This window comes from Streptosporangium sp. NPDC050855, assembly GCF_044456585.1.
Lineage (GTDB): Bacteria > Actinomycetota > Actinomycetes > Streptosporangiales > Streptosporangiaceae > Streptosporangium > Streptosporangium longisporum.
In genome coordinates this window covers 386,093-408,291 of record NZ_JBITFY010000003.1, presented here as the reverse complement: position 1 = coordinate 408,291, position 22,199 = coordinate 386,093, and the positions used below count along the sequence as shown (strand labels likewise).

At 71.0% G+C, this 22,199-nt stretch carries 22 protein-coding genes and 1 tRNA gene; 8 read left to right on the top strand and 15 right to left on the bottom strand.

Features of this window, described 5'->3' with window-relative positions:
- Nucleotides 1–334: 334 nt before the first annotated feature.
- From fabF to ACIBCT_RS09825, 9 genes are all read right to left on the bottom strand, one after another.
- Nucleotides 335–1,567, bottom strand: a complete 1,233-nt coding sequence (gene fabF, locus ACIBCT_RS09865; protein ID WP_399186997.1) for a beta-ketoacyl-ACP synthase II — start codon at nucleotides 1,565–1,567, stop codon at nucleotides 335–337.
- A 49-nt stretch (nucleotides 1,568–1,616) separates the two neighbouring features.
- Nucleotides 1,617–1,856, bottom strand: a complete 240-nt coding sequence (locus ACIBCT_RS09860) for an acyl carrier protein (RefSeq protein ID WP_344896124.1) — start codon at nucleotides 1,854–1,856, stop codon at nucleotides 1,617–1,619.
- Between the two features lie 63 nt (nucleotides 1,857–1,919).
- Nucleotides 1,920–2,876, bottom strand: a complete 957-nt coding sequence (locus ACIBCT_RS09855; RefSeq protein WP_344896121.1) for a beta-ketoacyl-ACP synthase III — start codon at nucleotides 2,874–2,876, stop codon at nucleotides 1,920–1,922.
- Nucleotides 2,877–2,883: 7 nt separating this feature from the next.
- Nucleotides 2,884–3,795: an ACP S-malonyltransferase gene (locus tag ACIBCT_RS09850; protein WP_399186996.1), complete on the bottom strand. Its 912-nt coding sequence runs from the start codon at nucleotides 3,793–3,795 to the stop codon at nucleotides 2,884–2,886.
- A 117-nt stretch (nucleotides 3,796–3,912) separates the two neighbouring features.
- Nucleotides 3,913–5,130 (bottom strand): PucR family transcriptional regulator, encoded by a 1,218-nt coding sequence (locus ACIBCT_RS09845; RefSeq protein WP_399187168.1) that lies wholly within the window; start codon nucleotides 5,128–5,130, stop codon nucleotides 3,913–3,915.
- 193 nt (nucleotides 5,131–5,323) lie between these two features.
- Nucleotides 5,324–5,812, bottom strand: coding sequence for a DUF350 domain-containing protein (locus ACIBCT_RS09840; protein WP_399186995.1), 489 nt, complete (start codon nucleotides 5,810–5,812; stop codon nucleotides 5,324–5,326).
- A 23-nt stretch (nucleotides 5,813–5,835) separates the two neighbouring features.
- Entirely contained in the window at nucleotides 5,836–6,996 is a 1,161-nt protein-coding gene (locus ACIBCT_RS09835; protein WP_399186994.1) for a glutathionylspermidine synthase family protein, read from the bottom strand.
- Nucleotides 6,997–7,016: 20 nt separating this feature from the next.
- Nucleotides 7,017–7,364, bottom strand: a complete 348-nt coding sequence (locus ACIBCT_RS09830) for a hypothetical protein (RefSeq protein ID WP_399186993.1) — start codon at nucleotides 7,362–7,364, stop codon at nucleotides 7,017–7,019.
- 285 nt (nucleotides 7,365–7,649) lie between these two features.
- Nucleotides 7,650–8,183 (bottom strand): MarR family winged helix-turn-helix transcriptional regulator, encoded by a 534-nt coding sequence (locus ACIBCT_RS09825; RefSeq protein ID WP_399186992.1) that lies wholly within the window; start codon nucleotides 8,181–8,183, stop codon nucleotides 7,650–7,652.
- Between the two features lie 82 nt (nucleotides 8,184–8,265).
- Here ACIBCT_RS09825 and ACIBCT_RS09820 point away from each other — a divergent pair, with 82 nt between their 5' ends.
- Nucleotides 8,266–9,546, top strand: coding sequence for an amidohydrolase family protein (locus ACIBCT_RS09820; RefSeq protein WP_399187167.1), 1,281 nt, complete (start codon nucleotides 8,266–8,268; stop codon nucleotides 9,544–9,546).
- A gap of 75 nt (nucleotides 9,547–9,621) precedes the next feature.
- Nucleotides 9,622–11,502, top strand: a complete 1,881-nt coding sequence (locus ACIBCT_RS09815; RefSeq protein ID WP_399186991.1) for a serine/threonine-protein kinase — start codon at nucleotides 9,622–9,624, stop codon at nucleotides 11,500–11,502.
- A 174-nt stretch (nucleotides 11,503–11,676) separates the two neighbouring features.
- Here ACIBCT_RS09815 and ACIBCT_RS09810 read toward each other — a convergent pair whose 3' ends face one another.
- Both ACIBCT_RS09810 and aceE read right to left on the bottom strand, forming a co-directional pair.
- On the bottom strand, nucleotides 11,677–13,254 hold the full coding sequence (locus tag ACIBCT_RS09810; protein ID WP_399186990.1) for an alpha/beta hydrolase: 1,578 nt from the start codon (nucleotides 13,252–13,254) through the stop codon (nucleotides 11,677–11,679).
- A gap of 92 nt (nucleotides 13,255–13,346) precedes the next feature.
- On the bottom strand, nucleotides 13,347–16,100 hold the full coding sequence (aceE, locus tag ACIBCT_RS09805) for a pyruvate dehydrogenase (acetyl-transferring), homodimeric type (RefSeq protein WP_399186989.1): 2,754 nt from the start codon (nucleotides 16,098–16,100) through the stop codon (nucleotides 13,347–13,349).
- Nucleotides 16,101–16,657: 557 nt separating this feature from the next.
- On the opposite strand from aceE, the gene ACIBCT_RS09800 reads away from it, so the two are divergent.
- The 6 genes from ACIBCT_RS09800 to ACIBCT_RS09775 all read left to right on the top strand — a co-directional run bounded on the left by ACIBCT_RS09800 (nucleotide 16,658) and on the right by ACIBCT_RS09775 (nucleotide 19,799).
- Nucleotides 16,658–17,065 (top strand): secondary thiamine-phosphate synthase enzyme YjbQ, encoded by a 408-nt coding sequence (locus tag ACIBCT_RS09800; RefSeq protein ID WP_344896094.1) that lies wholly within the window; start codon nucleotides 16,658–16,660, stop codon nucleotides 17,063–17,065.
- Nucleotides 17,066–17,188: 123 nt separating this feature from the next.
- A complete protein-coding gene (locus ACIBCT_RS09795; protein ID WP_344896091.1) occupies nucleotides 17,189–17,617 on the top strand; it encodes a DUF3052 domain-containing protein in 429 nt (142 codons plus the stop codon).
- A gap of 90 nt (nucleotides 17,618–17,707) precedes the next feature.
- Nucleotides 17,708–18,166: a peroxiredoxin gene (locus ACIBCT_RS09790; protein WP_399186988.1), complete on the top strand. Its 459-nt coding sequence runs from the start codon at nucleotides 17,708–17,710 to the stop codon at nucleotides 18,164–18,166.
- A 57-nt stretch (nucleotides 18,167–18,223) separates the two neighbouring features.
- Nucleotides 18,224–18,535 (top strand): hypothetical protein, encoded by a 312-nt coding sequence (locus ACIBCT_RS09785; protein WP_399186987.1) that lies wholly within the window; start codon nucleotides 18,224–18,226, stop codon nucleotides 18,533–18,535.
- 160 nt (nucleotides 18,536–18,695) lie between these two features.
- The gene (locus ACIBCT_RS09780; RefSeq protein ID WP_399186986.1) at nucleotides 18,696–19,694 is read left to right on the top strand and encodes an ROK family protein; all 999 of its coding nucleotides are present in this window, start codon (nucleotides 18,696–18,698) and stop codon (nucleotides 19,692–19,694) included.
- 30 nt (nucleotides 19,695–19,724) lie between these two features.
- Nucleotides 19,725–19,799, top strand: a tRNA-Val gene (locus tag ACIBCT_RS09775).
- A gap of 187 nt (nucleotides 19,800–19,986) precedes the next feature.
- On the opposite strand, the gene ACIBCT_RS09770 is transcribed toward ACIBCT_RS09775, so the two are convergent.
- The 4 genes from ACIBCT_RS09770 to ACIBCT_RS09755 form a co-directional block, all read right to left on the bottom strand.
- Nucleotides 19,987–20,430: a DUF6036 family nucleotidyltransferase gene (locus ACIBCT_RS09770; protein WP_399187166.1), complete on the bottom strand. Its 444-nt coding sequence runs from the start codon at nucleotides 20,428–20,430 to the stop codon at nucleotides 19,987–19,989.
- A gap of 82 nt (nucleotides 20,431–20,512) precedes the next feature.
- The gene (locus ACIBCT_RS09765; protein ID WP_399186985.1) at nucleotides 20,513–20,734 is read right to left on the bottom strand and encodes a hypothetical protein; all 222 of its coding nucleotides are present in this window, start codon (nucleotides 20,732–20,734) and stop codon (nucleotides 20,513–20,515) included.
- 589 nt (nucleotides 20,735–21,323) lie between these two features.
- A complete protein-coding gene (locus tag ACIBCT_RS09760; RefSeq protein ID WP_399186984.1) occupies nucleotides 21,324–21,728 on the bottom strand; it encodes a type II toxin-antitoxin system VapC family toxin in 405 nt (134 codons plus the stop codon).
- A complete protein-coding gene (locus ACIBCT_RS09755; protein WP_399186983.1) occupies nucleotides 21,721–22,002 on the bottom strand; it encodes a type II toxin-antitoxin system Phd/YefM family antitoxin in 282 nt (93 codons plus the stop codon). Before ACIBCT_RS09755 ends, ACIBCT_RS09760 begins: the two co-directional genes overlap by 8 nt.
- Nucleotides 22,003–22,199 lie beyond the last annotated feature (197 nt).

Below are 22,199 nucleotides of genomic sequence, written 5' to 3'. Positions count from 1 at the left end.
TGGGGTTCCGGCCTGCCGGAGCCGGGCCGCAGGACCCCGCGCCGGGCCGGTGGCACGCGGGGCCCGTGCGGGCCGTGCAGACCGACCGCGAGGCCCGTCAGGCCCGGGGGCCCGTGCAGACCCTGAGGCCGTGCAGACCGTTGAGGCCCGTGCAGGTCCGGGACCCGTGCAGACCCTGAGCCCGTGCCGGGGCCGCCTTCCCGCCCCTGCCGCCGTGACCGCGGCGAGGGCCCCGGGCGAGGGTTCCGGGCGGGAGCCGGGCGGCGGGATCCGGCCCGTGAGGGCCGGGACCACCCGGCTCGCGCCGCGGAGGAGGAGAGGTCGGAGCTCCCCGTCAGACGCTGGTGAAGGCCACGGCGACGTCGTGCCCGCCGAACCCGAAGGAGTTGTTGATCGCGGCGATCTGGCCGCCGGGCAGGGCGCGCGGCTCGCCGCGCACGATGTCGACCTCGACGCCGTCGTCCAGGTCGTCCAGGTTGATCGTTCCAGGCGCGCGCCGCTCGTGCAGCGCCAGGACGGTGAAGACGGACTCGATGCCGCCGGCACCGCCGAGCAGGTGCCCGGTCATCGACTTGGTGCCGCTGACCAGGGGGTGGCTCCCGATGACCTCCTTGATCGCGACCGTCTCCACCACGTCGCCCGCGGGGGTGGAGGTGGCGTGCGCGTTCACGTGCTTGATGTCGGCCCCGGTGAGACCGGAGTTCTCCAGGGCGCGGCGCATGGCCAGCATGACCCCGGCGCCGCTCGGCTCGGGCTGCGCGATGTGGTGGGCGTCGGCCGAGTACCCGACCCCGGCGGCGACCGCGTAGATCGTGGCGCCGCGGGCGCGGGCGTGCTCCTCGGACTCCAGCACGACGATGCCGGCCCCCTCGCCCAGGACGAAGCCGTCACGGCCCTTGTCCCACGGACGGGAGGCGCGCTCGGGCTCGTCGTTGCGGGTGGACATGGCGCGCATGGCAGCGAAGGAGCCGATGTTCAGCGGGTGGATGGCCGCCTCGGTGCCGCCGGCCACGACCACGTCGGCCCGGCCCGAGCGGATCATCTCGATGGCGTACCCGATCGACTCGGCGCCGGTGGCGCAGGCGCTGACGGTGGCGTGGACGCCGGCGCGGGCGCCGACCTCGATGCCGATCCAGCCCGCCGCGCCGTTCGGCATCAGCATGGGCACGGTGTACGGCGAGAGCCGCTGCCAGCCCTTCTCCTTGAAGACGTCGTAGGCGGCGAGGATCGTGGTGATGCCCCCGATGCCGCTGCCCACGACGACGCCGAGCCGCTCGGGGTCGACCTTCTCGATCGCGGCGTGTGCCCAGGCCTCGCGGGCCGCGACCAGCGCGAACTGCTCGGCCCGGTCCAGCCGCCGCGACTCGGGCCGGGGCAGCACCTCGGTCGGGTCGACGGCCGCGAAGGCGGCGAACTTCACCGGGACGGAGTCGACCCAGTCCTCGGTGACGGTGCGAACCCCGGACCGACCGGCGAGGAGCGCCGACCAGGTCGAGGCGACGTCTCCACCGAGGGGCGTGGTCGCGCCGAGCCCGGTGACGACGACACGTACCTGGTCTGTACTCACGGTCTGCGCTCCTTGTGTATCGCTGGTCTGAGAGGAATGCCGGAACGTCTCAGTTCTGGATGAAGTTGATGACGTCCTTGACGGTCTTGAGGTGCTTGAGCTGGTCGTCGGGGATCTCGACGCCGAACTCGTCCTGGGCGGCGACGGCGATCTCCACCATGGAGAGCGAGTCGATGTCGAGGTCGTCGACGAAGCTCTTCTCCGGGGTGACCTCGGTGGCCGGGATCCCGGTGATCTCGTTGACGATCTTGCCGATGCCGGCGAGGATCTCCTGCTCGGTGAGAGCCATGTCTGGTGTTCTCCTTGGTTCGTCGTCTTCTGGTTTCCCGTACGGCGGAGCCGTGCGGAAGCTCTAGGGGATCTCGATGATCTGGCCCGCGTAGGTCAGGCCCGCGCCGAAGCCCAGCAGCAGGGCGAGGCCGCCCGAGGGGACCTCGCCGCGCTCGATCATCCTGGACAGGGCCAGCGGGATCGAGGCGGCCGAGGTGTTCCCGGCCAGCACGATGTCCTTGGCGATGACGGCGTTGTCGGCGCCGAGCTTGCGGGCGATGGTCTCGATGATGCGCAGGTTGGCCTGGTGCGGCACGAACGCGGCCAGGTCGGCCGGATCGACCCCGGCGCGGTCGCAGATCTCCCTGGCCACCGGGTGCAGCGCGGTGGTCGCCCAGCGGAACACGGTCTGGCCCTCCTGGTGCAGGAAGGAGTCCCGGTCCTTGATGATGATCGCGTCGTACTTGTCGCCGGCGCTGCCCCAGACCACCGGGCCGATCCCCGGGGTGTCGGAGGGGCCGACGACCGCCGCGCCCGCGCCGTCGGCGAAGATCACCGCGGTGGCCCGGTCGGTCCAGTCGATCCACTGGGAGAGCTTCTCGGTACCGACCACGAGCACGTGGGTGGCCGAGCCCGCGCGGATCGCGTCGTTGGCGACCGCGAGGGCGTAGCAGAAGCCCGAGCAGGCGGTGTTGACGTCGAACGCGCCGGGGGAGTCGATGCCCAACCGGGTGGCGACCCGGCCGGCGGCGTTGGGGATCTGCGTCTCCAGGGTGCAGGTGGCGACGATCACCAGGTCGATGTCGTCCGCCGACAGGCCGCTGTTGGCCAGGGCCTTGCCTCCGGCCTGCACGGCCAGGTCGATCTCGGACTCCCCGTCCGGGGCGATCCGGCGCTCCTTGATGCCGACCCGGCTCTGGATCCAGGCGTCGTCGGTCGCCATGGTGGCCGACAGGTCGTCGTTGGTGACCACCTGGGAGGGCTGATAGTGACCGAACGCCAGGATCCTCGCGCCCGGCACGCTCTGGGAGATCTTCATGCGTCGATCACCGCTCCTCATTCGATCCCAGGGCGGCTCGCGCGGCCTCCAGATCGTCGGGGGTCTTCAGGGCGACGGCCGTCACCCCGCGCAGAGCACGCTTGGCCAGTCCGGTCAGCGTGCCGCCGGGGACGAGTTCGATCATGGTGGTGACGCCGCGGCCGGCCATGCCCGCCATGCAGGCGTCCCAGCGCACCGGGCTGGCGACCTGGGCGACCAGGCGCTGCAGGAACTCGGCGCCGCTGGAGACCGCCTCGCCGTCGCGGTTGGACAGCAGCGTCACGGCCGGGTCGGCGGGGACCAGGTCGGCGGCGGCCTCGCGCAGCCGGTCGACCGCGGAGGCCATGTGCTCGGTGTGGAAGGCCCCGGCGACCGCGAGCGGGATGACCCGGGCACGGGCGGGCGGCCCGGCCTTGAACGCGGCCAGCTGCTCCAGCGTGCCCCCGGCCACGATCTGCCCGGCGCCGTTGACGTTGGCGGCGGTGAGCCCTGCCGCGGCGATGGCCGCGAGCACCTCCTCCTCGACCCCGCCCAGCACGGCGGACATGCCGGTCTCGGTGACGGACGCGGCCTTGGCCATGGCCCGGCCGCGCTCGCGCACCAGGACGAGGGCCTGCTCGGGGGTGAGCACCCCGGCCAGCGCGGCGGCGGTGAACTCGCCCACGCTGTGCCCGGCGACGATGTCGGGCGAGGCGCCGAGGACCTCGGCGACGGCCAGCCCGGCGGCCACGAGGAGTGGCTGGGCGACGGCGGTGTCACGGATCTCGTCCGCGTCCGCGGTGGTCCCGTAGGCGATGAGGTCAAGGCCGATCAGATCGGACCAGGCGGTCAGCCGGTCGGCCAGACCCGGGAGTTCGAGCCATGGACCGAGGAATCCTGGGGTCTGGGCGCCTTGGCCCGGAGCGACGATGACGAGCACGAAATCCAGCCTGCCCTGTAGGAGTCCACTACCCGGATGGGGATCCGGACGAAGTTTGTCCCTACATTTTTGTAGGGGATCTACAACGGGACTTTCTTAAAGATTAACTACACACCACTAGATCACGGTCGTTTCGGACAGCCGTCCAAGGATCAGCCCGACCTGGAGGGTGAAGGCGGAACGACCCTCGGTCGGCTGGTACCCGGTCAATTCAGTGATCTTACGCAGACGGTAGCGCACCGTGTTCGGATGGACGAACAGCAGCCGGGCCGTCGCCTCCAGGGACGTGCCCTGCTCCAGGTAGGTGGCCAGGGTGTCCAGCAGCGGCGTGCCGATCAGCGGCAGGTAGACGTTCTCGATCAGCTGCGCCCTGGCGTCGCCGTCGCCGTCGATGGCCCGCTCGGCCAGCAGGTCCTCGGCGTGCACCGGCCGGGGGGCGTCCGGCCACCCGGCCGCGGCCCGCAGCCCGGCCATCGCGGCCCGCGCCGACCTGGCGGCCGAGTGCAGGTCGGCCACCTCGGGGCCGATCACGATCGGGCCGGGGCCGAAGCGCGGCACCACGTGCCTGGCCGCCGCGGCGACGCTGTCCGCCCCGCCGACGATCACGATCAGCCGGTCGCCCTGCACGCCGGCCAGCATGTCCAGCCCCGACCTGCGGCCCCGCTCGCGCAGCGCGTCGATCACCGCCTGCGGGTCGTCGCCGGGCGTCTGGCCCGCCAGCACCACGACGGGCGCGGAGGTCCAGCCGAGCGCCGCGGCCCAGGAGTGCAGGCCGTCGTCGACCTCCCCCCTGACCAGGGCGTCCACGATCAGGGCCTCCAGCCGGGCGTCCCAGGCCCCCCGCGCCTCGGCCTCCCTGGCGTACACCTGCGCGGCGGCGAACGCGACGTCGCGGGTGTAGCGGAGCATCGCCTGCTGGAGCTGGTCCTCCCCGCCGGGCGCGGCCAGCTCCCCGGACTGCGCCTCGACCACCTCGACCACGATCCGCACGATGTCGACGGTCTGCTGCAGCGAGATGGACCGCTTCAGCTCCCGGGGCGCGGTGCCGAAGAACTCGATGCTGGGGGTGGGGCGGCCCTCGCCGGCGTGCTGGAACCACTCCACGAACGCGGCGATCCCGGCCTGGGCGACCAGCCCGACCCAGGAGCGGTCCTCGGCCGACAGGGCGCGGAACCACATGAGCCGGTCGTCCATCCGGGACATGGCGGCCGTGCCCAGCGTGCCCATGGCCCGCTCCAGCCGCCGCGTGGTGTCCTGCCGGACCCGGTCGGACTCGGGATCCCTCCCGCTCTCCGCGGCCGCGGCGTCACCGTGTCCCGCCGCCCGCCGTGCCATCCGCTCCGCCGCCTGCCTGCTCCGCTCCCTCACGTCACCAAGGGTGCCAGGTCGAGCGGGATGCGTCGGCCGTGGTCCCGGACAACGCGCGGCCCTCCCCGTTGTAGGCCGCTGCGCCGTCCCGCTCCCCGGAGGCCGGCCGCCGCCCCCGCGCGCGGCGGGAACGGCGCGGGCCGGGCCCGGGGCGCCGGGCTCAGACGACCGCGACGGCGGTGATCAGCCCGATGGCCAGGTGGGTGACCGCCAGCAGGCGGGCGCCGGGCTGCAGCTCCGGCTCGGAGACCAGCTGCCGTACGGAGATGCCCACGACCTTGTCGAAGACGATCATCCCGATCGTCTGCATCGCGATGCCGAGCAGGCCGAAGACCGCGGTGGCGAGCAGGCCCTCGTGCAGGGCCCCGCCGGAGGACCAGATGGAGGCCGCCACGATCAGCCCCACCGCGGCCAGCCCCGAGCTGGTGAGCAGGGTGGCGTTGGGGTTGCGGGCCTCCTTGATCAGGTGGCTCAGCTTGCCCGGGATGGCCAGGTCGATCACGTAGAAACCGATGATCAGCAGGATCACCCCCAGGACGGCGTAGGCGGCGATCGCGAGCGCGCCGCGCCCGAGGTTCTCCAGGAGCGAGAACGTCTCGCCGCCCGCGGGGGACGGGGACGTCAGGACCAGCGCGACAGTGGGACTCATGTGTCGTTATCTCTTTTCGGAACTCAGAGCTCGATGCGGTGCGGGACGAATGACGACGTGTCGTCGGTGATGAACCCCGAGGTCTCGCGGATGCCGAGACCTGCGGCCTCATCATGGACGACCCAGGCGCCGAGTACCGGACGCCACCCGTCGAAGACGGGAAGCGCCTGGAACTCCTGGTGGACGTGACCCTCGGCGCCGTAGCCGCCCTGGGTCTCCAGGTGTTCGGCGGGGGTGACGATCCGCATGTTCGCGCCCTCCCGGCCCAGCAACGGCTTGGAGATGTACGAGGACATGCCGCGGGGACCGTCGAGGTAGGCGGGCAGCAGGTTCGGGTGCCCCGGGTACAGCTCCCAGAGCACCGCGAGCAGCGCCTTGTTCGACAGCAGCATCTTCCACAGCGGCTCGATCCAGGTCATCGAGACCTGCTGGCGCACCGCCTGCATGCCGAACGGGTCGGCGATCGCCCACTCCCACGGGTACAGCTTGCACAGGGTGCGGATCACCCTGCGCTCCATGTCGACGAAGCGCAGGTTGAGGCCGTCCCAGCCGATGTCCTCCATGGCGACCGCGACGGTGGCCAGCCCGGCCTGGTCGGCGGTCTCCTGGAGGTAGGCCAGCGTCATCGCCTCCTCGCCCGAGGTGTCCATGTTGGTCCAGGCGAAGTGCGCGGGCCCGGTGGGCAGGCCGGCCGCGATCTGCTGCCACCGGGCGATGAGACGCTCGTGGACGGAGTTCCACTGGTCGTCGTCGGGGTAGCGGTCGCGCAGCCAGAACCACTGCACGACCGAGCTCTCCAGCAGGCTGGTGGGGGTGTCGGCGTTGTACTCCAGCAGTTTGGCCGGGCCGGTCCCGTCGTAGCGCAGGTCGAACCGGCCGAACAGGTGCGGGTCGTTGCGCTCCCAGGAGGCCGCGATCTCCGGCCCCACCCACTCCGGGAGCGCGAAGTCGGCGTAGCGGCCCTTGGCGACGACGTGCTCCACGGCGTGCAGGCACATCCGGTGCAGTTCCTCGACCTGGTTCTCCAGGTCCAGGACCTCGTCCATGGAGAAGACGTACTGGACGGACTCGTCCCAGTAGGGACGGTCCAGGCCCTCGGGGTGGGCCGAGCGATGGTAGGCCAGGCCCTGGCTCTCGATGATGCTCTCCCAGCCGTCGCGGGGGAGCGAGGTCTCGCGTCTCATCTGCCGCTCACCGCGCGGACTCAGCTCCCGCCCGAGCTACGGCCGCCGAAGCCGCCGCGCTGGATCACGGTGCCCTTGGGGGAGGTGATCCTGACGTCCGCCGGGCGGACGGTGGTGCCCTGCCGGATGCGCACGCCGCTCCTGACGCCGCCGTAGTACCAGCCGTAGGCGCCCCGCGACCCGTAGTAGGTGCGGTCGTCGTCGCAGTAGTCCTCGTCCACGACCGCGTACGTGCCGTCGGGCAGGCGGCTGTTCATGTCGACGCACTCGGCGCCGACCTCCTCGTAGTCGTTCTGCGCCGAGCAGTAGCCGATCAGCAGCAGTGAGACGACGCCGATCCCGGTCAGGGTGACCACCTTGGAGGCCATGCCCTTGGAGGACTTGGCGGGTGGTCTGGGCGGAGGATTGCCTCCTGCCGCCAAGGGGTGTTTCGGTGGTCCGGACATCGAGCTCCAATGAGATGTGTCGCCATAGGCTACCGATGGTGTTTTGTCTGTTCAACAGCGCTATCCATCTTTGATGGTACGTATCCCCTGTGACGGCGCGCGGCACGGCGGTCGCGCGTCGTGCGGGCCCTCCTCCGTGACGGCGCGGGACACGGGTGGCCGCGCGTCGTGCGGTCCCGGCCGCGTGCCGCGCGGCGGGCGGCCCGGTCAGGCGCGGCGGGCGGGGCCGGGCCGGTCCCCGAGGGCGAGGAGCACCTCGCGCAGCAGGTCGGCCAGGGCCCGCGCGGTCTCGTCCGGAACCCCGGCCAGCAGGTCGGCGTGCGCCTCGCCGGTGGCCAGGGCCAGCTCCTCGGCGCGTCGTACCCCCTGGGACGTCAGCCGCACCCACGAGCTCCGGCCGTCGTCGGGGTCGGGCTCGCGCTCGACCAGCCCGGCCGCGGTGAGCCGCTGCAGGATGTTGCTCGTCCCCCCGGTGGTGAGGGAGGAGCGCGAGGCGAGCCTGCTGGGCTTCAGCCGGTAGGGTGCCCCGGCCCGGCGCAGCGTGGCCAGCACGTCGAACTCGGCGTACGTCAGGCCGTACCCGCCGAGCACGGCCTGGGTGACCTCCTCGACCAGGGACTTCAGCCGGCCGGCGCGCTTGACGATCTCCAGCTGCACGGTGGCGGCCTCGGGCAGCTCCGCCCGCCAGCCGTCCATCATCTCGTCGACGCGGTCACGCCGCGCCGCCTCCCGTGCGCCCATGGGGTTGAGGGTACCTCCTCGTGTTGATAGCTTTCCTAAAAGCTTTTTAGGTTGCTTTCTGAACGGAGAGATTGTCGTGCGAATGATCGTCACCGGCGCGACCGTGATCGACACCGATCCGCGGCCGCGCGTCCTGGAGGGGGCCGACGTGCTGGTGGAGGAGGGGGTGATCGCCGCGGTCGGGCGCGGCCTCGGCGCCGGGGCCGGGGCCGCCGGGGCCGCCGAGGTGATCGACGCGGCCGGTGGGATCCTGCTGCCCGGTTTCGTCGACACCCACCGGCACGTGTGGCAGAGCGCGCTGCGCTCGGTCGCGGCCGACGTCACCCTCGGCGGCTATCTCGACCTCGTGCTGGGCAGGCTCGCCCCCGCGTTCCGCCCCGAGGACGTCCACGCGGCGAACCTGTGGGGCGCCCTGGAGGCGCTCGACGCGGGCGTCACCACGCTGTACGACTGGTCGCACGTCCAGCTCACCCCGGCCCACACCGACGCCGCCCTCGACGCCCTGCGCGAGGCCGGGATCCGTGCCGTGTTCGGCTACGCCCACCCCGCGCCCGCCGACGGCGCGCGCCGCGAGGACGAGGTACGCCGGGTCGCCGCGCTCACCGCCGGAACGGACCTGATCACCCCCGCCCTGGCCGCGTGGGGACCGGTCTACGGCTCCGTCGGCGCCGCGCGGGCCGACTGGCGGCTGGCCCGCGAGCTGGGCCTGCCGATCAGCCTGCACGCGACCGGGACCGGCGCGGTCGAGCGGCTGCACGCCGAGGCCCTGCTCGGGCCCGACGTCATGGTCGTGCACGGCAACGGCTTCTCCGACGAGGCGATGGGACTCCTGGCCGGCAGCGGCGCCACCGCCTCGGTCACCCCGGTCGTGGAGGCGCAGATGGGACACGGATACCCGGAGTCCGGCAGGTTCCGCGACGCCGGCGTCCCGGTCGGGCTGGGCGTCGACACCGTGACCGACGCGCCGGGCGACATGTTCACCGTGATGCGGGCCGCGTTCGCCGTCGAACGCCTGCGCGGCGGCTCGCCGTCCGCCGCCGACATGCTGAGGATGGCCACGCTCGGCGGCGCAGAGGCCCTCGGCATGGCGGACCGGATCGGGTCGCTGCGGCCGGGCGCGCAGGCCGACCTGGTGATCCTGCGGACCGGCTCCCTGAGCCTTTCGCCGGTCCACGACCCGATCGGCGCGGTGGTGACCGCAGCGGGCCCCGGCGACGTGGACACCGTGATCGTCGCGGGCCGCGTCGTGAAGCGCGCCGGCCGCCTGCTGCACCCCGGCCTGCCCGGAGCCCTGGATCTCGTCTCCCGCTCCGCCGCCCACCTCGCCCGCACCGCCGGGCTCGCCACGGCGGCCGTGCGCTGATCCCCCGCTCCCGCCGGGCCCCGGCGCCCGCCCCCGCACGCCGACGCCGGTCCGGGACGACCGGCCGGATGTGTAATGTTCTGGCAAAGCGCGCTGAACGAGGGGTCCGCGGTGCCGGAGATTAGACCGTTGCGGCCGGGGGATCCGCCGCGGCTGGGGGAGTACTCGCTCAAGGGCAGGCTGGGGGAGGGCGGGCAGGGGGTCGTCTACCTGGGGGAGTCCGACGGGGGCGAGCGTGCCGCCGTCAAGCTGCTGCACGTGCGCTTCACCGGGCAGGAGCACGCGCGCTCCCGTTTCGCCCGGGAGCTGGCGGCGGCCCGCAGGGTGGCGCCCTTCTGCACCGCCAGGGTGCTCGACGCCGACCTCGACGGCGAGACCCCCTACATCGCCAGCGAGCTGATCGAGGGCCCCTCGCTGCGCGAGGTCGTCGAGCGCGACGGGCCGCTGTCGGGGGAGGCGCTCGAACGGCTGGCCGTCGGCACCGCCACCGCGCTGGCCGCGATCCACCACGCCGGCATCGCGCACCGCGACTTCAAGCCCGACAACGTCCTGCTCGCCGGTGACGGCCCCAGGGTCGTCGACTTCGGCATCGCGAAGATCATCGACGAGAGCGGCACGATCACCACCCGCGCGGTCGGCACCCCCGCCTACATGGCGCCCGAGCAGATCGCCGGAGAGCGGGTGGGCTTCCCCGCCGACGTGTTCGCCTGGGGCTCGACCATCGTCTTCACCGCCACCGGCAAGGCACCCTTCGGAAGCGAGACGATCGTGGCGACCCTCAACCGGGTCATCAACCACGAGGCCGACCTGAGCGGCGTGCCCGAAGGGCTGCGCGAGATCGTCGCGGCCTGCCTGAACAAGGAGCAGCGCCTGCGGCCCACCTCCGACGCCCTGCTGCGGCGCCTGCTCGGCCACCCGCCCGGCGAGGGGGAGGCGTCGGAGGAGGAGCTGGCCGAGGGGGCGCAGAACGCCACCGTCGACCTGACGGGACCCGGGGAACGGACGGGCACGGCCGGCACGGCGGGCACGGCGAGGACACGACGACGCCGTACCGCGATCACCGCCGTCGCCGGGGGCCTGGCGGTCCTCGGGGTGGCGGGCGCCTTCCTGGCCGCCCGGTCCGGCCTGCTCACCGCCGAGGCCGTGCCCACCCGGACCCTGGCGCAGACACCCCCGCCGCAGACCTCGGTACGGGCCACCCGGACCACCGCCCCCTCGCGCCTGCTCGACCGGATCAGGACCACCCGCACGCTCCGGGTGGGCTACCGCGACGGCCTGCCCGGGATCTCGCTGGGCGACCCGCCCCGGGGCTTCGAGATCGACGTGGCCGAGCGCGTGGCCACGGGCCTGGGCGTGCCGGCCGGCGGCCTGAGGCTGGTGCGCCTGGGTTCCATGCCCAGGGAGGACGCGATCGAGAAGGGCAGGGTCGATCTCGTGATCTCCAACTTCTCGATCGAGAACGCCGACCGCGAGCGGGTCGCCTTCGCCGGGCCGTACTACATCGCCCACCGCGACGTGCTGGTCCGGGCCAGCTCGAAGATCGACAGGCTGGGGGAGCTGCGGGGCAGGAGGATCTGCCTGACGCGGGGCCAGACCACCGGATCGTTGATCCGCGAACGGGGCGTCGCCTTCGTCGACGTCCGGGCGGACGACCCCGTGCAGTGCGCGTCCCAGGTGGCCGACGGCAGCGCCGACGCCATGACCGGGGACGACCTGCTGATCGCCGGGTTCGGGAGCCGCCTCCACGGCATCAGGCTCCAGATCGCCGGGCTCAGGCTCACCACCGAGCGGTACGGCGTGGCGATGAGGCGCGGCGACCCGGTGGCCTGTCGCAGGATCAACGAGGTGATCACCGCCATGTACGCGGACGAGAGCATGGAGCGCCTGCTCAGGAAACACCTGGGCAGGGTCGGGTTCCGCTTCGAGACCGCGCGGCCCCGCCTGGAGACCTGCTAGGCACCGGGAACCCTGCGGCCCCGCGATCGGGACGTGCGCGGACCTTCACGGCCTCACCGGTCCCGCGGCCGGGACGTGCGCGGATCCCGGAGCTCTCCGGTCCCGCGGCCGGGACGCGCGCGAGGGCACGTCCCCCGCGGCACCGCTCGCCGCCCCGCGGGGGACGGCCGGGGCTCACGAACCGACGCAGGTGACGCCCTTCGCCGGGACCTTCCCGCCGATCAGGTAGTCCTCGGTCACCTTCTTGACGCACGAGTCGCCCGACAGGTAGGCGCCGTGCCCCTCGCCCTTGTAGGTCACCAGCACGCCGGTGCGCAGCTCGGCCGTGAGCTTGGGCGCCCACTCGTACGGGGTGGCGGGGTCGCCGGTGCCGCCGATCACCAGGATCGGCGCCGAGCCCGAGGCGTCGACCCGCCTGGCCGCGTCACTGCCGGGGACCGGCCACATCGAGCAGATCAGCCCCATGCCGGCGCCGCCGAAGAGCGGGGAGATCTTCATCGTCTCGGCCTCGATCGCGGCCAGCTGGCCCGGGTTCGGCCGTTCGGCGGTGTCCACGCAGCTGATCGCCGGGAAACTGCTCATCAGGGTGGTGTAGTTCCCGTCCGGGAGGCGGCCGTTGTAGCTGTCGGCCATCGCCAGCAGGATCCGCCCGTCGCCCTTGATCGCCTCGCCCAGCGCCTGGTCCAGCAGCGGCCAGGTCAGCTCCGAGTACAGCGCCGCGGCGATGCCGACGCCCGCCAGCCCCTGCGTCAGCTGCCGGCCGCCGACCTTGAGGGGCCTGTCGTTCAGCTCGTCCATCAGCGCGGTGACGTTCTTGCCGGCGACGGTCACGTCGGCGCCGATCTCGCACTCGCCGGCCCGCTTCACGCAGTCCTTGAGGAAGGACTCGTAGGCGTGCTGGAACCCCTGGGTCTGGACCCTGGAGCGTTCGGCCATGGACACCCGCGGGTCCAGCGGGGCGTCCAGCACGAACCGGCCCACGTTGCGCGGGAACCTGGTCGCGTACACCGCGCCGAGCTGCGTCCCGTAGGAGATGCCGAAGTAGTGCAGTCTCTGCTCGCCCAGGGCCGCTCGGAGGCGGTCCATGTCGGCGGCGGCGTTCACGGTCCCGACGTGCGGGAGCAGCCGGCCCGAGGTCCGCCCGCAGGCCGCCGTGAACCTCCCGGTGACCCGCTGGATCTCGGCCCGCTCGGCGGCGGTGGCGGGCAGCGTGTCCATCGAGGTGTACTCGTCCATCACCGCCCTGTCGCCGCACCTGACGCCGGAGCTGCGGTCCACCCCGCGCGGGTCGAAGCTGACCAGGTCGTAGCGCTTGTTCAGGTCGGTGAAGGCCTTGGCGGCCTGGGCCAGGGTGTCGACACCCGAGGCGCCGGGGCCGCCGAAGTTGAACACCAGCGAGCCGATCCGTGCCCCCGGCCCCTGGGCCTTGATCCGGATGACGGCGATGTCGATGGCCTCACCGGCCGGGGCGGCGTAGTCGAGCGGGACCCTGAGCCTGCCGCACTGCTGGCCGGGGTCGGGCTTGGCCGGGATCTGCTCGCCGGGCCGCTTGACGTCGGTGCACGGTCCCCAGGTGATCGCGCCCGCGGGCACGGGGGTGGCGGGCGCCGCCGAGGGGCTGGACGAGGCCGGGCCGACGGCCGGTCCCGAACCGGCCGGGGCCGCGCGGTTCCCGCCCCCCTCACCGCTGCAGGCGGCGAGCGCGGTGGACAGGACGGCGATCGTCACGGCCGCCCTGAGGATTCTTGCCATGGAACAGCTCCCCTGGAGTCGTCTGCCGGGGGAAGCGATTCCACCCTAACCGGACGGGCCCCCCTGGAAAAGGAGAACCCGCCCGGACAGGATCACACTCCCATGGACTGGGTGTCGTTGCTCTCGGCGCCCCCGGCCTCGGTCACGCCGTTCTTCAGGTGGTACATGGCGATGGCGTCGCCCAGCACCTCCGGGTCGAGCTCGCCGCGCCCGACGAGCTGGGTGAGCACGGCCAGCGTGATCGACGCGGCGTCCACGTGGAAGTGGCGGCGCAGCGCCGACCGGGTGTCGGACAGGCCGAACCCGTCGGTGCCGAGCGAGCTCCAGTCACCGGGCACCCACTGGGCGATCTGGTCCTGGACCGCCCGCATGTAGTCGCTGACGCCCACGAACGGCCCCTGGGCCGCCGAGAGAGCCTGGGTGACGTACGGCACCCGCTTCTCGGCGTCGGGGTTGAGCAGGTTGTGCTCCTCGGCGGCGAGCGCGTCGCGGCGCAGCTCCGTCCAGGAGGTGGCCGACCACACCTCGGCCGCCACGCCCCAGTCCTCGGCCAGCATCCGCTGGGCCTCCATGGCCCACGGCCCGGCCACGCCGGAGGCCAGGATGTTGGCCTTGGGCGCCGAACCGGACACGGACGGGGCCGCGGCGAACCGGTAGAGCCCCTTGAGCAGCCCCTGCACGTCCAGGCCCTCGGGCTCGGCGGGCTGCGGGTAGGGCTCGTTGTAGACGGTCATGTAGTAGAAGACGTTCTCCGGCTCCTCGCCGTACATCCTCCGCAGGCCGTCCTTGACGATGTGGGCCACCTCGAAGCCCCAGGAGGGGTCGTAGGAGACCGCCGCCGGGTTCGTCGAGGCGATCAGCGGGGTGTGGCCGTCCTCGTGCTGCAGGCCCTCCCCGTTCAGCGTGGTACGGCCGGCTGTGGCACCGAGCAGGAAGCCCCGGCCCATCTGGTCGGCCAGCTGCCACATCTGGTCGCCGGTGCGCTGCCAGCCGAACATCGAGTAGAAGATGTAGATCGGGATCATCTGCTCGCCGTGCGTGGCGTACGACGAGCCCACCGCGATCGCCGAGGCCATCGACCCGGCCTCGCTGATGCCCTCGTGCAGGATCTGACCCTCGGTCGACTCCTTGTACGACAGCAGCAGCTCGCGGTCGACCGCGTCGTAGGTCTGCCCGTGCGGCGAGTAGATCTTCGCCGTCGGGAAGATCGCGTCGAGGCCGAAGGTGCGCGCCTCGTCCGGGATGATCGGCACGAACCGGTGGCCGATCTCCTTGTCCCGCATGAGGTCCTTGAGCAGGCGGACGAACGCCATCGTGGTGGCGACGTTCTGCTTGCCCGAGCCCTTCTTCAGCTGCGCGTACGCGGAGTCGCCGGGCAGCGTGACCGGCTTGGCGCGTACCACCCGCTTGGGCAGGAAGCCGCCCAGCGCGGCGCGGCGCTCCTTCATGTACTGGATCTCGGGGTCGTTCTCGCCCGGGTGGAAGTAGGGCGGCAGGTCGGCCTCGAGCGCGGAGTCGGGGATCGGCAGGTAGAGCCGGTCGCGGAACTCCTTCAGGTCGGCCTTGGACATCTTCTTCATCTGGTGCGTCGCGTTGCGCGCCTCGAAGTCCTTGCCCAGCGTCCAGCCCTTGATGGTCTGGGCGAGGATGACCGTCGGCTGGCCGACGTGCTCGCGGGCCGCCTTGTAGGCCGCGTACACCTTGCGGTAGTCGTGACCGCCGCGCGAGAGCTTGCGGATCTCCTCGTCGGACAGGTGCTCGACCATCTTGCGCAGGCGCGGGTCGTCGCCGAAGAAGTTCTCCCGGATGTACGCGCCGTCCTCGACGGAGTAGGTCTGGAACTGCCCGTCGGGGACCGTGTTCATCTTGTTGACCAGCACGCCGTCGACGTCGGCCGCCAGCAGCGGGTCCCAGTCGCGGCCCCAGACGACCTTGATGACGTTCCAGCCGGCGCCCCGGAAGTACGACTCCAGCTCCTGGATGATCTTCCCGTTGCCCCGCACCGGCCCGTCCAGGCGCTGCAGGTTGCAGTTGATCACGAAGGTGAGGTTGTCGAGCTCCTCGCGGGCGGCCACGCCGATCGCGCCGAGCGACTCGGGCTCGTCCATCTCGCCGTCGCCGAGGTAGCACCAGACGTGGCTGCGGCTGGTGTCCTTGATCTTCCGGTTCAGCAGGTAGCGGTTGAACCGGGCCTGGTAGATCGCCCCGATCGGGCCGAGGCCCATGGAGACCGTGGGGAACTCCCAGAAGTCGGGCATCAGGCGCGGGTGCGGGTAGGAGGGCAGGCCCTTGAACCCGTGCGAGAGCTCCTGGCGGAAGGCGTCGAGCTGACCCTCGTTGAGCCGGCCCTCCAGGAAGGCGCGGGCGTAGATGCCCGGCGCCGCGTGCCCCTGGAAGAAGACCTGGTCCCCGGACTCGCCGTGGTCCTTGCCGCGGAAGAAGTGGTTGAAGCCCACCTCGTAGAGCGAGGCCGCCGAGGCGTAGGTGGCGATGTGGCCGCCCACGTTGGTGCGGGCGTTGGCCCGGGTCACCATGACGGCCGCGTTCCAGCGCGTGTAGGCGCGGATCCGGCGCTCGACGTACTCGTCCCCGGGGAACCAGGGCTCGCGCTCCGGCGGGATGGTGTTGATGTAGTCGGTGCTGCGCAGGCCGGGCACGCCGACCTGGTGCTCACGGGCCCGTTCCAGCAGCCGGAGCATCAGATAACGGGCGCGAGTGCGGCCTTCCGTCTTGATGACGTTGTCGAGCGACTCGAGCCACTCCTGGGTCTCACTGGGATCGACATCAGGAAGCTGGCTGGGTAGGCCGTCACTGATGATCGAGAAACGCTGGCGTCCGGAAGCCACTGGGTCTCGCCTTCCGAGGATGGACTTTTGTCTGGTGTGGGTCGTCTTCCATCCTGGTCGCTTACCCCGGAAAGTGCATCTCTACTTCCCGGTAACCAGGAGATCACTGCTGGCAGAGGTAGGAAAGTGGCCTAGACCACCGATGGTAGGACGAATTGCCACCAAAGGTTACATGGTGGTTCCCCCTTTTTTACAGGTTCATCTCCCGGGAATCCGTCCGGCCCCGCCCGATCTTCCCGCGCCGGGCCCGGCGGGACGGTCCCGGCGGCCCGTACGGCGCCGCGGGCCACCTGCCCTCCCGCCTCCCGTGACCCTCCGGCGGCCTTCGCCGGGGCCGGTCCACGGTCTCGTTCCTTCCTTATATATGTAACGAACGACCTACGTCCGTGATGCCCGCCCGGGCCGCTTTCCGGGGTGGGCAGGGGGCGGGAGCGGGGTGGTACGTCCCCGTGTGGGGCGATCCGTCCGGGCAGGCACGCGCCGGACGGGGCGGCCCGGCGCGGCCGTGGCGGACCTCGGCCGTCACCGCAGCTCAGGATGGATCGTAGGATCGGTATGTGAGATCTCAGACGATCGAGGTGGTAACGGGTTCCCGGGAACGGGTGCACGACATCACCTCCGAGTGCGAGAGCTTCGTCCGGTCATGTGGGGGCGACGGGCTGCTGAACGTCTTCGTGCCCCACGCGACCGCCGGCGTCGCCGTGCTGGAGCTGGGCTCCGGCAGCGACGACGATCTGCTCGCGGCCCTGGGGGTCCTGCTCCCGGCCGACGACAGATACAGGCATGCGCACGGATCCAGGGGGCATGGACGGTCGCATGTCATGCCGGCCCTCATTCCGCCGTACGCCACCGTCCCCGTGCTGTCGGGACGGCTCGCGCTGGGAACCTGGCAGTCCATCGCGGTGGTGGACCTCAACGTCGACAACCCGGAACGCCAGGTCCGTTTGTCATTTTTGTCGGACTGATTCATACGTAGCCCAGTCGTTGCCGTGGCGACCGTTGACGACTGAGGGTCACAGCGTGTGGACTGTGCCGAAGCACTCTGAGCACCGTGTGAATGCGGGGCCATCCAAGCAGGAGGGACAAACGTGAGCGCGACCGCGGGTCAGGCGCAAGGCGAACGCGGCCTGGCCGAACGGCTCGGCCTCAAGCCGGGTCAGGTGGTGCAGGAGGTCGGATGGGATGAGGACGCCGACGACGATCTGCGCGACTCCATCGAGGAGCTGACCGGCAACGAGCTGGTCGACGAAGACTTCGAGGACGTCGTCGACGTCGTGCTGCTCTGGTGGCGCGACGGTGACGGTGATCTTTTCGACGCCCTGAGCAGCGTGGTGACCAACCTCACCGACGGAGGCCAGATCTGGCTGCTCACTCCCAAGGCCGGCCGGGACGGGCACGTGGAGCCGAGCGACATCGGGGAAGACGCCACCACTGCGGGTCTCTCGCAGACCAGCAGCATCAGTGCCGCCCCCGATTGGTCGGGGACGCGTCTGGCGACGCCCAAGGCGCGCCGCTAAGGGTCCGCCCTGCCGTACGGCTCGCGCGAGCCGTACGGCAGGATGATGACGCGTGCCGTCATCCCGCCGACGTCCGAGAGAGGACCCGCCATGGTGATCGAGGTGGGCGCCCAGGCTCCGGACCTCGAGCTGCGCGACCAGCACGGCACCCCGTTCAGGCTCTCCGCCCACCGGGGCGGAAGGATCGTGCTGATCTTCTACCCCCTCGCGTTCAGCGGCGTCTGCGGCAGCGAGCTCGACGCCCTCAGGGACGAGTTCCTGCCCGCCCTGCCCGGCGACGTCACGGTGGCCACCGTCTCGGTCGACTCGATCTTCGCCCAGCGCGCCTGGGCGGACCGGCAGGGCTACACCTTCCGGCTTCTCTCCGATTTCTGGCCACATGGACAGGCCGCCCGGGCATACGGTGTCTTCGACGAGGAGAACGGCTTCGCGAAGCGCGGGACCTTCGTCATCGACGGCGAGGGCGTGGTCCGCTGGCGTGTCGTGAACCCGATCCCGCAGGCTCGCGACGTCACCGAGTACCTCAAGGTGCTCGCCGAACTTCCCTAAGCGGTGATCCGGTGGCCGCCCGCGAGGCGCCGCCGGTCCGACCTCTCGGAGGCGATCATGCCCTGCTTCTCCTGCGGGGCCAGGCAGACCGACCCCGTACGCGGCGCCAGCCCATGGACGCGCGGGGTACGCGACGAGACACAGGTGCTCATCTGCCCGGACTGCCGGCGCACCCACGACGTCGATCTCGACACGTGCTCCTCGTGCGGCTCGGCCGCGCTGATCTGCCGCCTCGGCGAGGTCGAGTGCCGCTCCTGCGGCGCGGTACGGCTCGCCCGCGGCGGCGGCCGGCCGGTCGCCTCCTGCGCCCCGGGCCTGGCCGACGAGGTCGAGGCCGCCCTGGCCCGGGTCCTGCGCCGCGTCCCCTGAGCGGTCGCGGCCTGTCGCCGACCGGCCGGACCGGGGCCATCTCGCCCTGTGGGCGACGGTCCCGGTGGAACAGGGAAAAGGACATCCGGCCCGTGGCGGCTCGTCGGGGGTGCGCTAGGGTCGGGCTCGATCCCGCCCCTTCGACCCGCTGGATGGGTGCATGAGCTCCTTCGTCGTTGCCCTGGACGTCGGTGGGACGTCGATGAAGGGCGGCCTCGTCACCCGCTCCGGAGAGATCGTCCGTACCGGACGCCGGGCCACCCCGCGCGACCGGGGCCCGGACGCCGTCATCGCGGAGATCCGCTCCTTCATCTCCGACCTCGCCGCCTCCGGCGACGGCCCTCCCGCCGGGGTGGGACTCGCGGTTCCCGGCCTGGTCACCGCCGAGACGGCCGTCTACTCCGCCAACATCGGCTGGCGCGACGTCCCCGCCACCGACCTCGTCCCGCTGGACGTCCCCGTGCGGCTCGGCCACGACGTGCGCACCGGCGGCCTGGCCGAGAGCGTCCTGGGCGCCGGCCGGGAGCTGTCGGACTTCCTGTTCCTGCCGATCGGCACCGGCATCGCGGGCACCACGATCCTGCGCGGCGAGCCGTACGCCGGAAGCGCGGGCTGGGCCGGAGAGATCGGCCACATCCCGGTCCTGCCGGAGGGGGAGCGGTGCGCGTGCGGCCAGATCGGCTGCCTGGAGACCTACGCCTCCGCCTCGGCCGTGGCCCGCCGCTACTCCGCCCGGCTGGGCACCTCACCCGTCTACCCGCCCCTACCGGGGAGCGTCACGGCCGCGGGCCAGGGGCCCGTCACCGCAGAGAGGGTCGCGGCCCTGACCGCGGCGGGGGACCCGCTCGCCACCGAGATCTGGGGCGACGCGGTCGAGGCCCTCTCGCTGGCCCTGGCCACCTACACGCTGCTGCTGGACCCCTCGGCCATCGTCCTCGGCGGCGGCCTCGCCGAGGCGGGCCCGCTCCTGACCGTCCCCCTGGCCGAACGGCTCGGTGCCCGTCTCGCCTTCCGGGAAGCCCCGCCGCTGCGCCGGGCCGCCCTCGGGATGTCCGCGGGCATGCTCGGCGCCGCCCTCCTCGGCTGGTACGCCGCCGGTGTCACCGATGCGGGCGATACGTGGTCGGTCGATGTGCCGGAATCCCCTCCGGTGGCGTAAGGTTGTCCCGTCTATCCGGCGGGATCCCCGGGGCGCTTAGCTCAGCGGTAGAGCGCTCGCCTTACAAGCGAGATGTCACTGGTTCGAACCCAGTAGTGCCCACCAGCCAAAACGCCCCGTATCCGATCTTCGGAACGGGGCGTGAGTGACTACTTCGGAAGATTCCGTCCATCGCCTCCGCGCCATGCGTGAGCATCGGGTGGTCCTGCTTGTAGCAGACGGTTTCCGGACATCATTTCGAGACGAACCCTTGATCCCAGATGCCCGTCAATTTGGATCAAACCCAGCGTGTTCAGCCTTCGTCGAACAGGTCTTCCAGCATGAGACGAGCCCGATCAGGGACGGGTTCATCGGGGAAGACCTCCGCACACAGGGCGAGGATCTCGTCGGTCGAGCCAAGGGCGAGGCGCTCGACAAGAGCCTGGATGTCGCTGATATCCCTTCGGCGGGCAGCCAGGACCTTCATCGCGAGTAGATGTTCCGGTGATGCTGCGGATACACGTAGCCCAGGATGATCGAAGACGCGCCGGGCCGAACTGTCTCCACCCGGAGCAACGTAAGCACTGGCCTGCTCATTGAGCCACCACGACGGCAGCCCGAGTTCTGATGCGACCGCGCGTGCCTCGTCAAGGACAATCCCGTGCGGTTCGAAGACGGCGTCGATGTCACGGGTGGACCGGCGGGCGTCGTAGGCCAATGCCATAGCCGCCCCACCGAAGATGTAGAGATCGACAATGACCCCTCGGCGGACGAGGCGATCACCGAGTCGCCGGAACGCGTCCTCGATCGCAGCCCTCGATCGAGGAGAGGGACGTCGTTCATGTGACCTCTAGCTCCTGAGGGTGGATGAAGACTCCACGACGGCGGAAGGAAGCCGGTGCGTGGACGAACGCGTCGACACGGGCTGCCGGAGTGTTGAACGGAAACCAGAACTGGTGGAGTCGCCGTGATTCGACCCAGGAGGGGCCGGCATGGCCGTCTTTCGCGGCGAGATACTCGGCGAGCGCGGCAAGGAAGACGTCCCAGTGAACATCACCCACGCTGGAGGGCTCCAGGGACAACAGGTCGAGCCGGACCACAGATGGCTCGCGCCGGTACTCCTCCAGGAATTCGGCGATCAGGCGCCCAGCGTGTCTCCTCGTTGGGATGATCGGCCAGCCAGCCTGCGAGCACCGAGATGGAGGCGGCTTGATACTGTCGGACGCGCTTCATGGACATCACGGTAGCCCAATGCCCGACGCAGGGTGATCGGTTGGATCAGCCCTGCTCGTGGAGGTGTGCCAGCCTAAACCCGCACCTGTGAGAGCGAGGCGCGGGGAAGTACATCACCCAGCAGGTCGGCTGTCAGAGACGGAGTCTCACTTGGTTCCGGAGCCGAGTCTGTCGACGCGGTCGGCCGAGCGGCAACTTCCGTTCTTTGCTTCCTTTGAGGTCGAGAGTGACCTCGCTGAGGAAGACGACATACGTGAGTGACCAACTGGGTGACAACGACCCCGGACGGGGGCCAACGGTGGAAGGTCGTGGGCCGTACGCCCAGGCCAGGACCGGTATCGGCCCTGGTCGCGCCCCCGCTCGGAGTTCCCGCTGTGCCGAACGCGTCCGCTGGACGTGACCCCCTGTGCGGACTTGTCAGACGGGTACCGTGGTCAAAAGGCTTTCCAGCCCCTTGAAGTCGGCTTCGTTTCGCGTGTAGAGCGGTAGGCCTCGGGCGGAGGCCACTGCTGCGATCATCAGATCCATCCGGCGAGGCCGGGGATCGCGATCGGCGGCGATGGTGAGGGCTACCAGGGTTCCGTAGCGAGCGGCGGCGTCACCGTCGAAGGGCAGCGGGTCGAAATCGGCGACGGCCGCTCCCAGCTTTTCCATGCGCGCGGCTCTGGTTCCGGCATCTTTGGCCATGGCGATGCCTTGGTGAAGCTCGGCGAGAGTGATCGCGGTGATCTCGGGAACGGTCGGCAACCGTGCTGGATCGATCAGACCCAGATCGATGTACGTGCAGGTGTCGAGCACTCCCGACTCGTCGCGACTAAGCATGGTCACGCTCCCAGGGATCGTCGTCACTGCCGACGCGATCTTCCGTGCCGAAGAACTCGTCGGCTTCCTGGCGCATGAGGTGGTGGTTCACAGGGGGTAGCCGGCGGTGGCGGGCAACCAGCTCTTCCGCGGTCAGGCGCCGCCGCCGGGGCAACGGTCGCAGCTCGGCGACCTCGGTGCCGTTGCGAGTGATGTGATAGATCTCGCCCGCCTCCACCGCGTCCATGACGGCTGCGGAGTTGTTGCGAAACTCACGCTGAGTAATCGTCTTCATACATAACAATGTAGCCGTCTGTGTCTCAGGGTGCTACATGAAGGGAGTGACGCCTTCGTCGGTGGATCCAGAATCGCTCACGGGAAGATCGTGTTGCTCACGGTTTTCCGTAAGACAAAGCAGCATGATCAGCGGCAGATCGACAGGGCGGTCCGGGCGTAGAAAATTTGTGAACGCGACCACCATGGGCCGGTGGC

Bases quoted from the DNA above. Each gene is read 5' to 3' on its own strand.
- ACIBCT_RS09840 (WP_399186995.1), bottom strand. From the start codon at position 5,812: ATGAGTCCCACTGTCGCGCTGGTCCTGACGTCCCCGTCCCCCGCGGGC.
- ACIBCT_RS09760 (WP_399186984.1), bottom strand. From the start codon at position 21,728: ATGCTTAGTCGCGACGAGTCGGGAGTGCTCGACACCTGCACGTACATC.
- ACIBCT_RS09780 (WP_399186986.1), top strand. From the start codon at position 18,696: ATGAGCTCCTTCGTCGTTGCCCTGGACGTCGGTGGGACGTCGATGAAG.
- ACIBCT_RS09825 (WP_399186992.1), bottom strand. From the start codon at position 8,183: ATGGGCGCACGGGAGGCGGCGCGGCGTGACCGCGTCGACGAGATGATG.
- ACIBCT_RS09835 (WP_399186994.1), bottom strand. From the start codon at position 6,996: ATGAGACGCGAGACCTCGCTCCCCCGCGACGGCTGGGAGAGCATCATC.
- ACIBCT_RS09830 (WP_399186993.1), bottom strand. From the start codon at position 7,364: ATGGCCTCCAAGGTGGTCACCCTGACCGGGATCGGCGTCGTCTCACTG.
- ACIBCT_RS09855 (WP_344896121.1), bottom strand. From the start codon at position 2,876: ATGAAGATCTCCCAGAGCGTGCCGGGCGCGAGGATCCTGGCGTTCGGT.
- ACIBCT_RS09790 (WP_399186988.1), top strand. From the start codon at position 17,708: ATGGTGATCGAGGTGGGCGCCCAGGCTCCGGACCTCGAGCTGCGCGAC.
- ACIBCT_RS09755 (WP_399186983.1), bottom strand. From the start codon at position 22,002: ATGAAGACGATTACTCAGCGTGAGTTTCGCAACAACTCCGCAGCCGTC.
- ACIBCT_RS09820 (WP_399187167.1), top strand. From the start codon at position 8,266: ATGATCGTCACCGGCGCGACCGTGATCGACACCGATCCGCGGCCGCGC.
- ACIBCT_RS09845 (WP_399187168.1), bottom strand. From the start codon at position 5,130: ATGGCACGGCGGGCGGCGGGACACGGTGACGCCGCGGCCGCGGAGAGC.
- ACIBCT_RS09810 (WP_399186990.1), bottom strand. From the start codon at position 13,254: ATGGCAAGAATCCTCAGGGCGGCCGTGACGATCGCCGTCCTGTCCACC.
- ACIBCT_RS09860 (WP_344896124.1), bottom strand. From the start codon at position 1,856: ATGGCTCTCACCGAGCAGGAGATCCTCGCCGGCATCGGCAAGATCGTC.
- ACIBCT_RS09785 (WP_399186987.1), top strand. From the start codon at position 18,224: ATGCCCTGCTTCTCCTGCGGGGCCAGGCAGACCGACCCCGTACGCGGC.
- ACIBCT_RS09815 (WP_399186991.1), top strand. From the start codon at position 9,622: ATGTTCTGGCAAAGCGCGCTGAACGAGGGGTCCGCGGTGCCGGAGATT.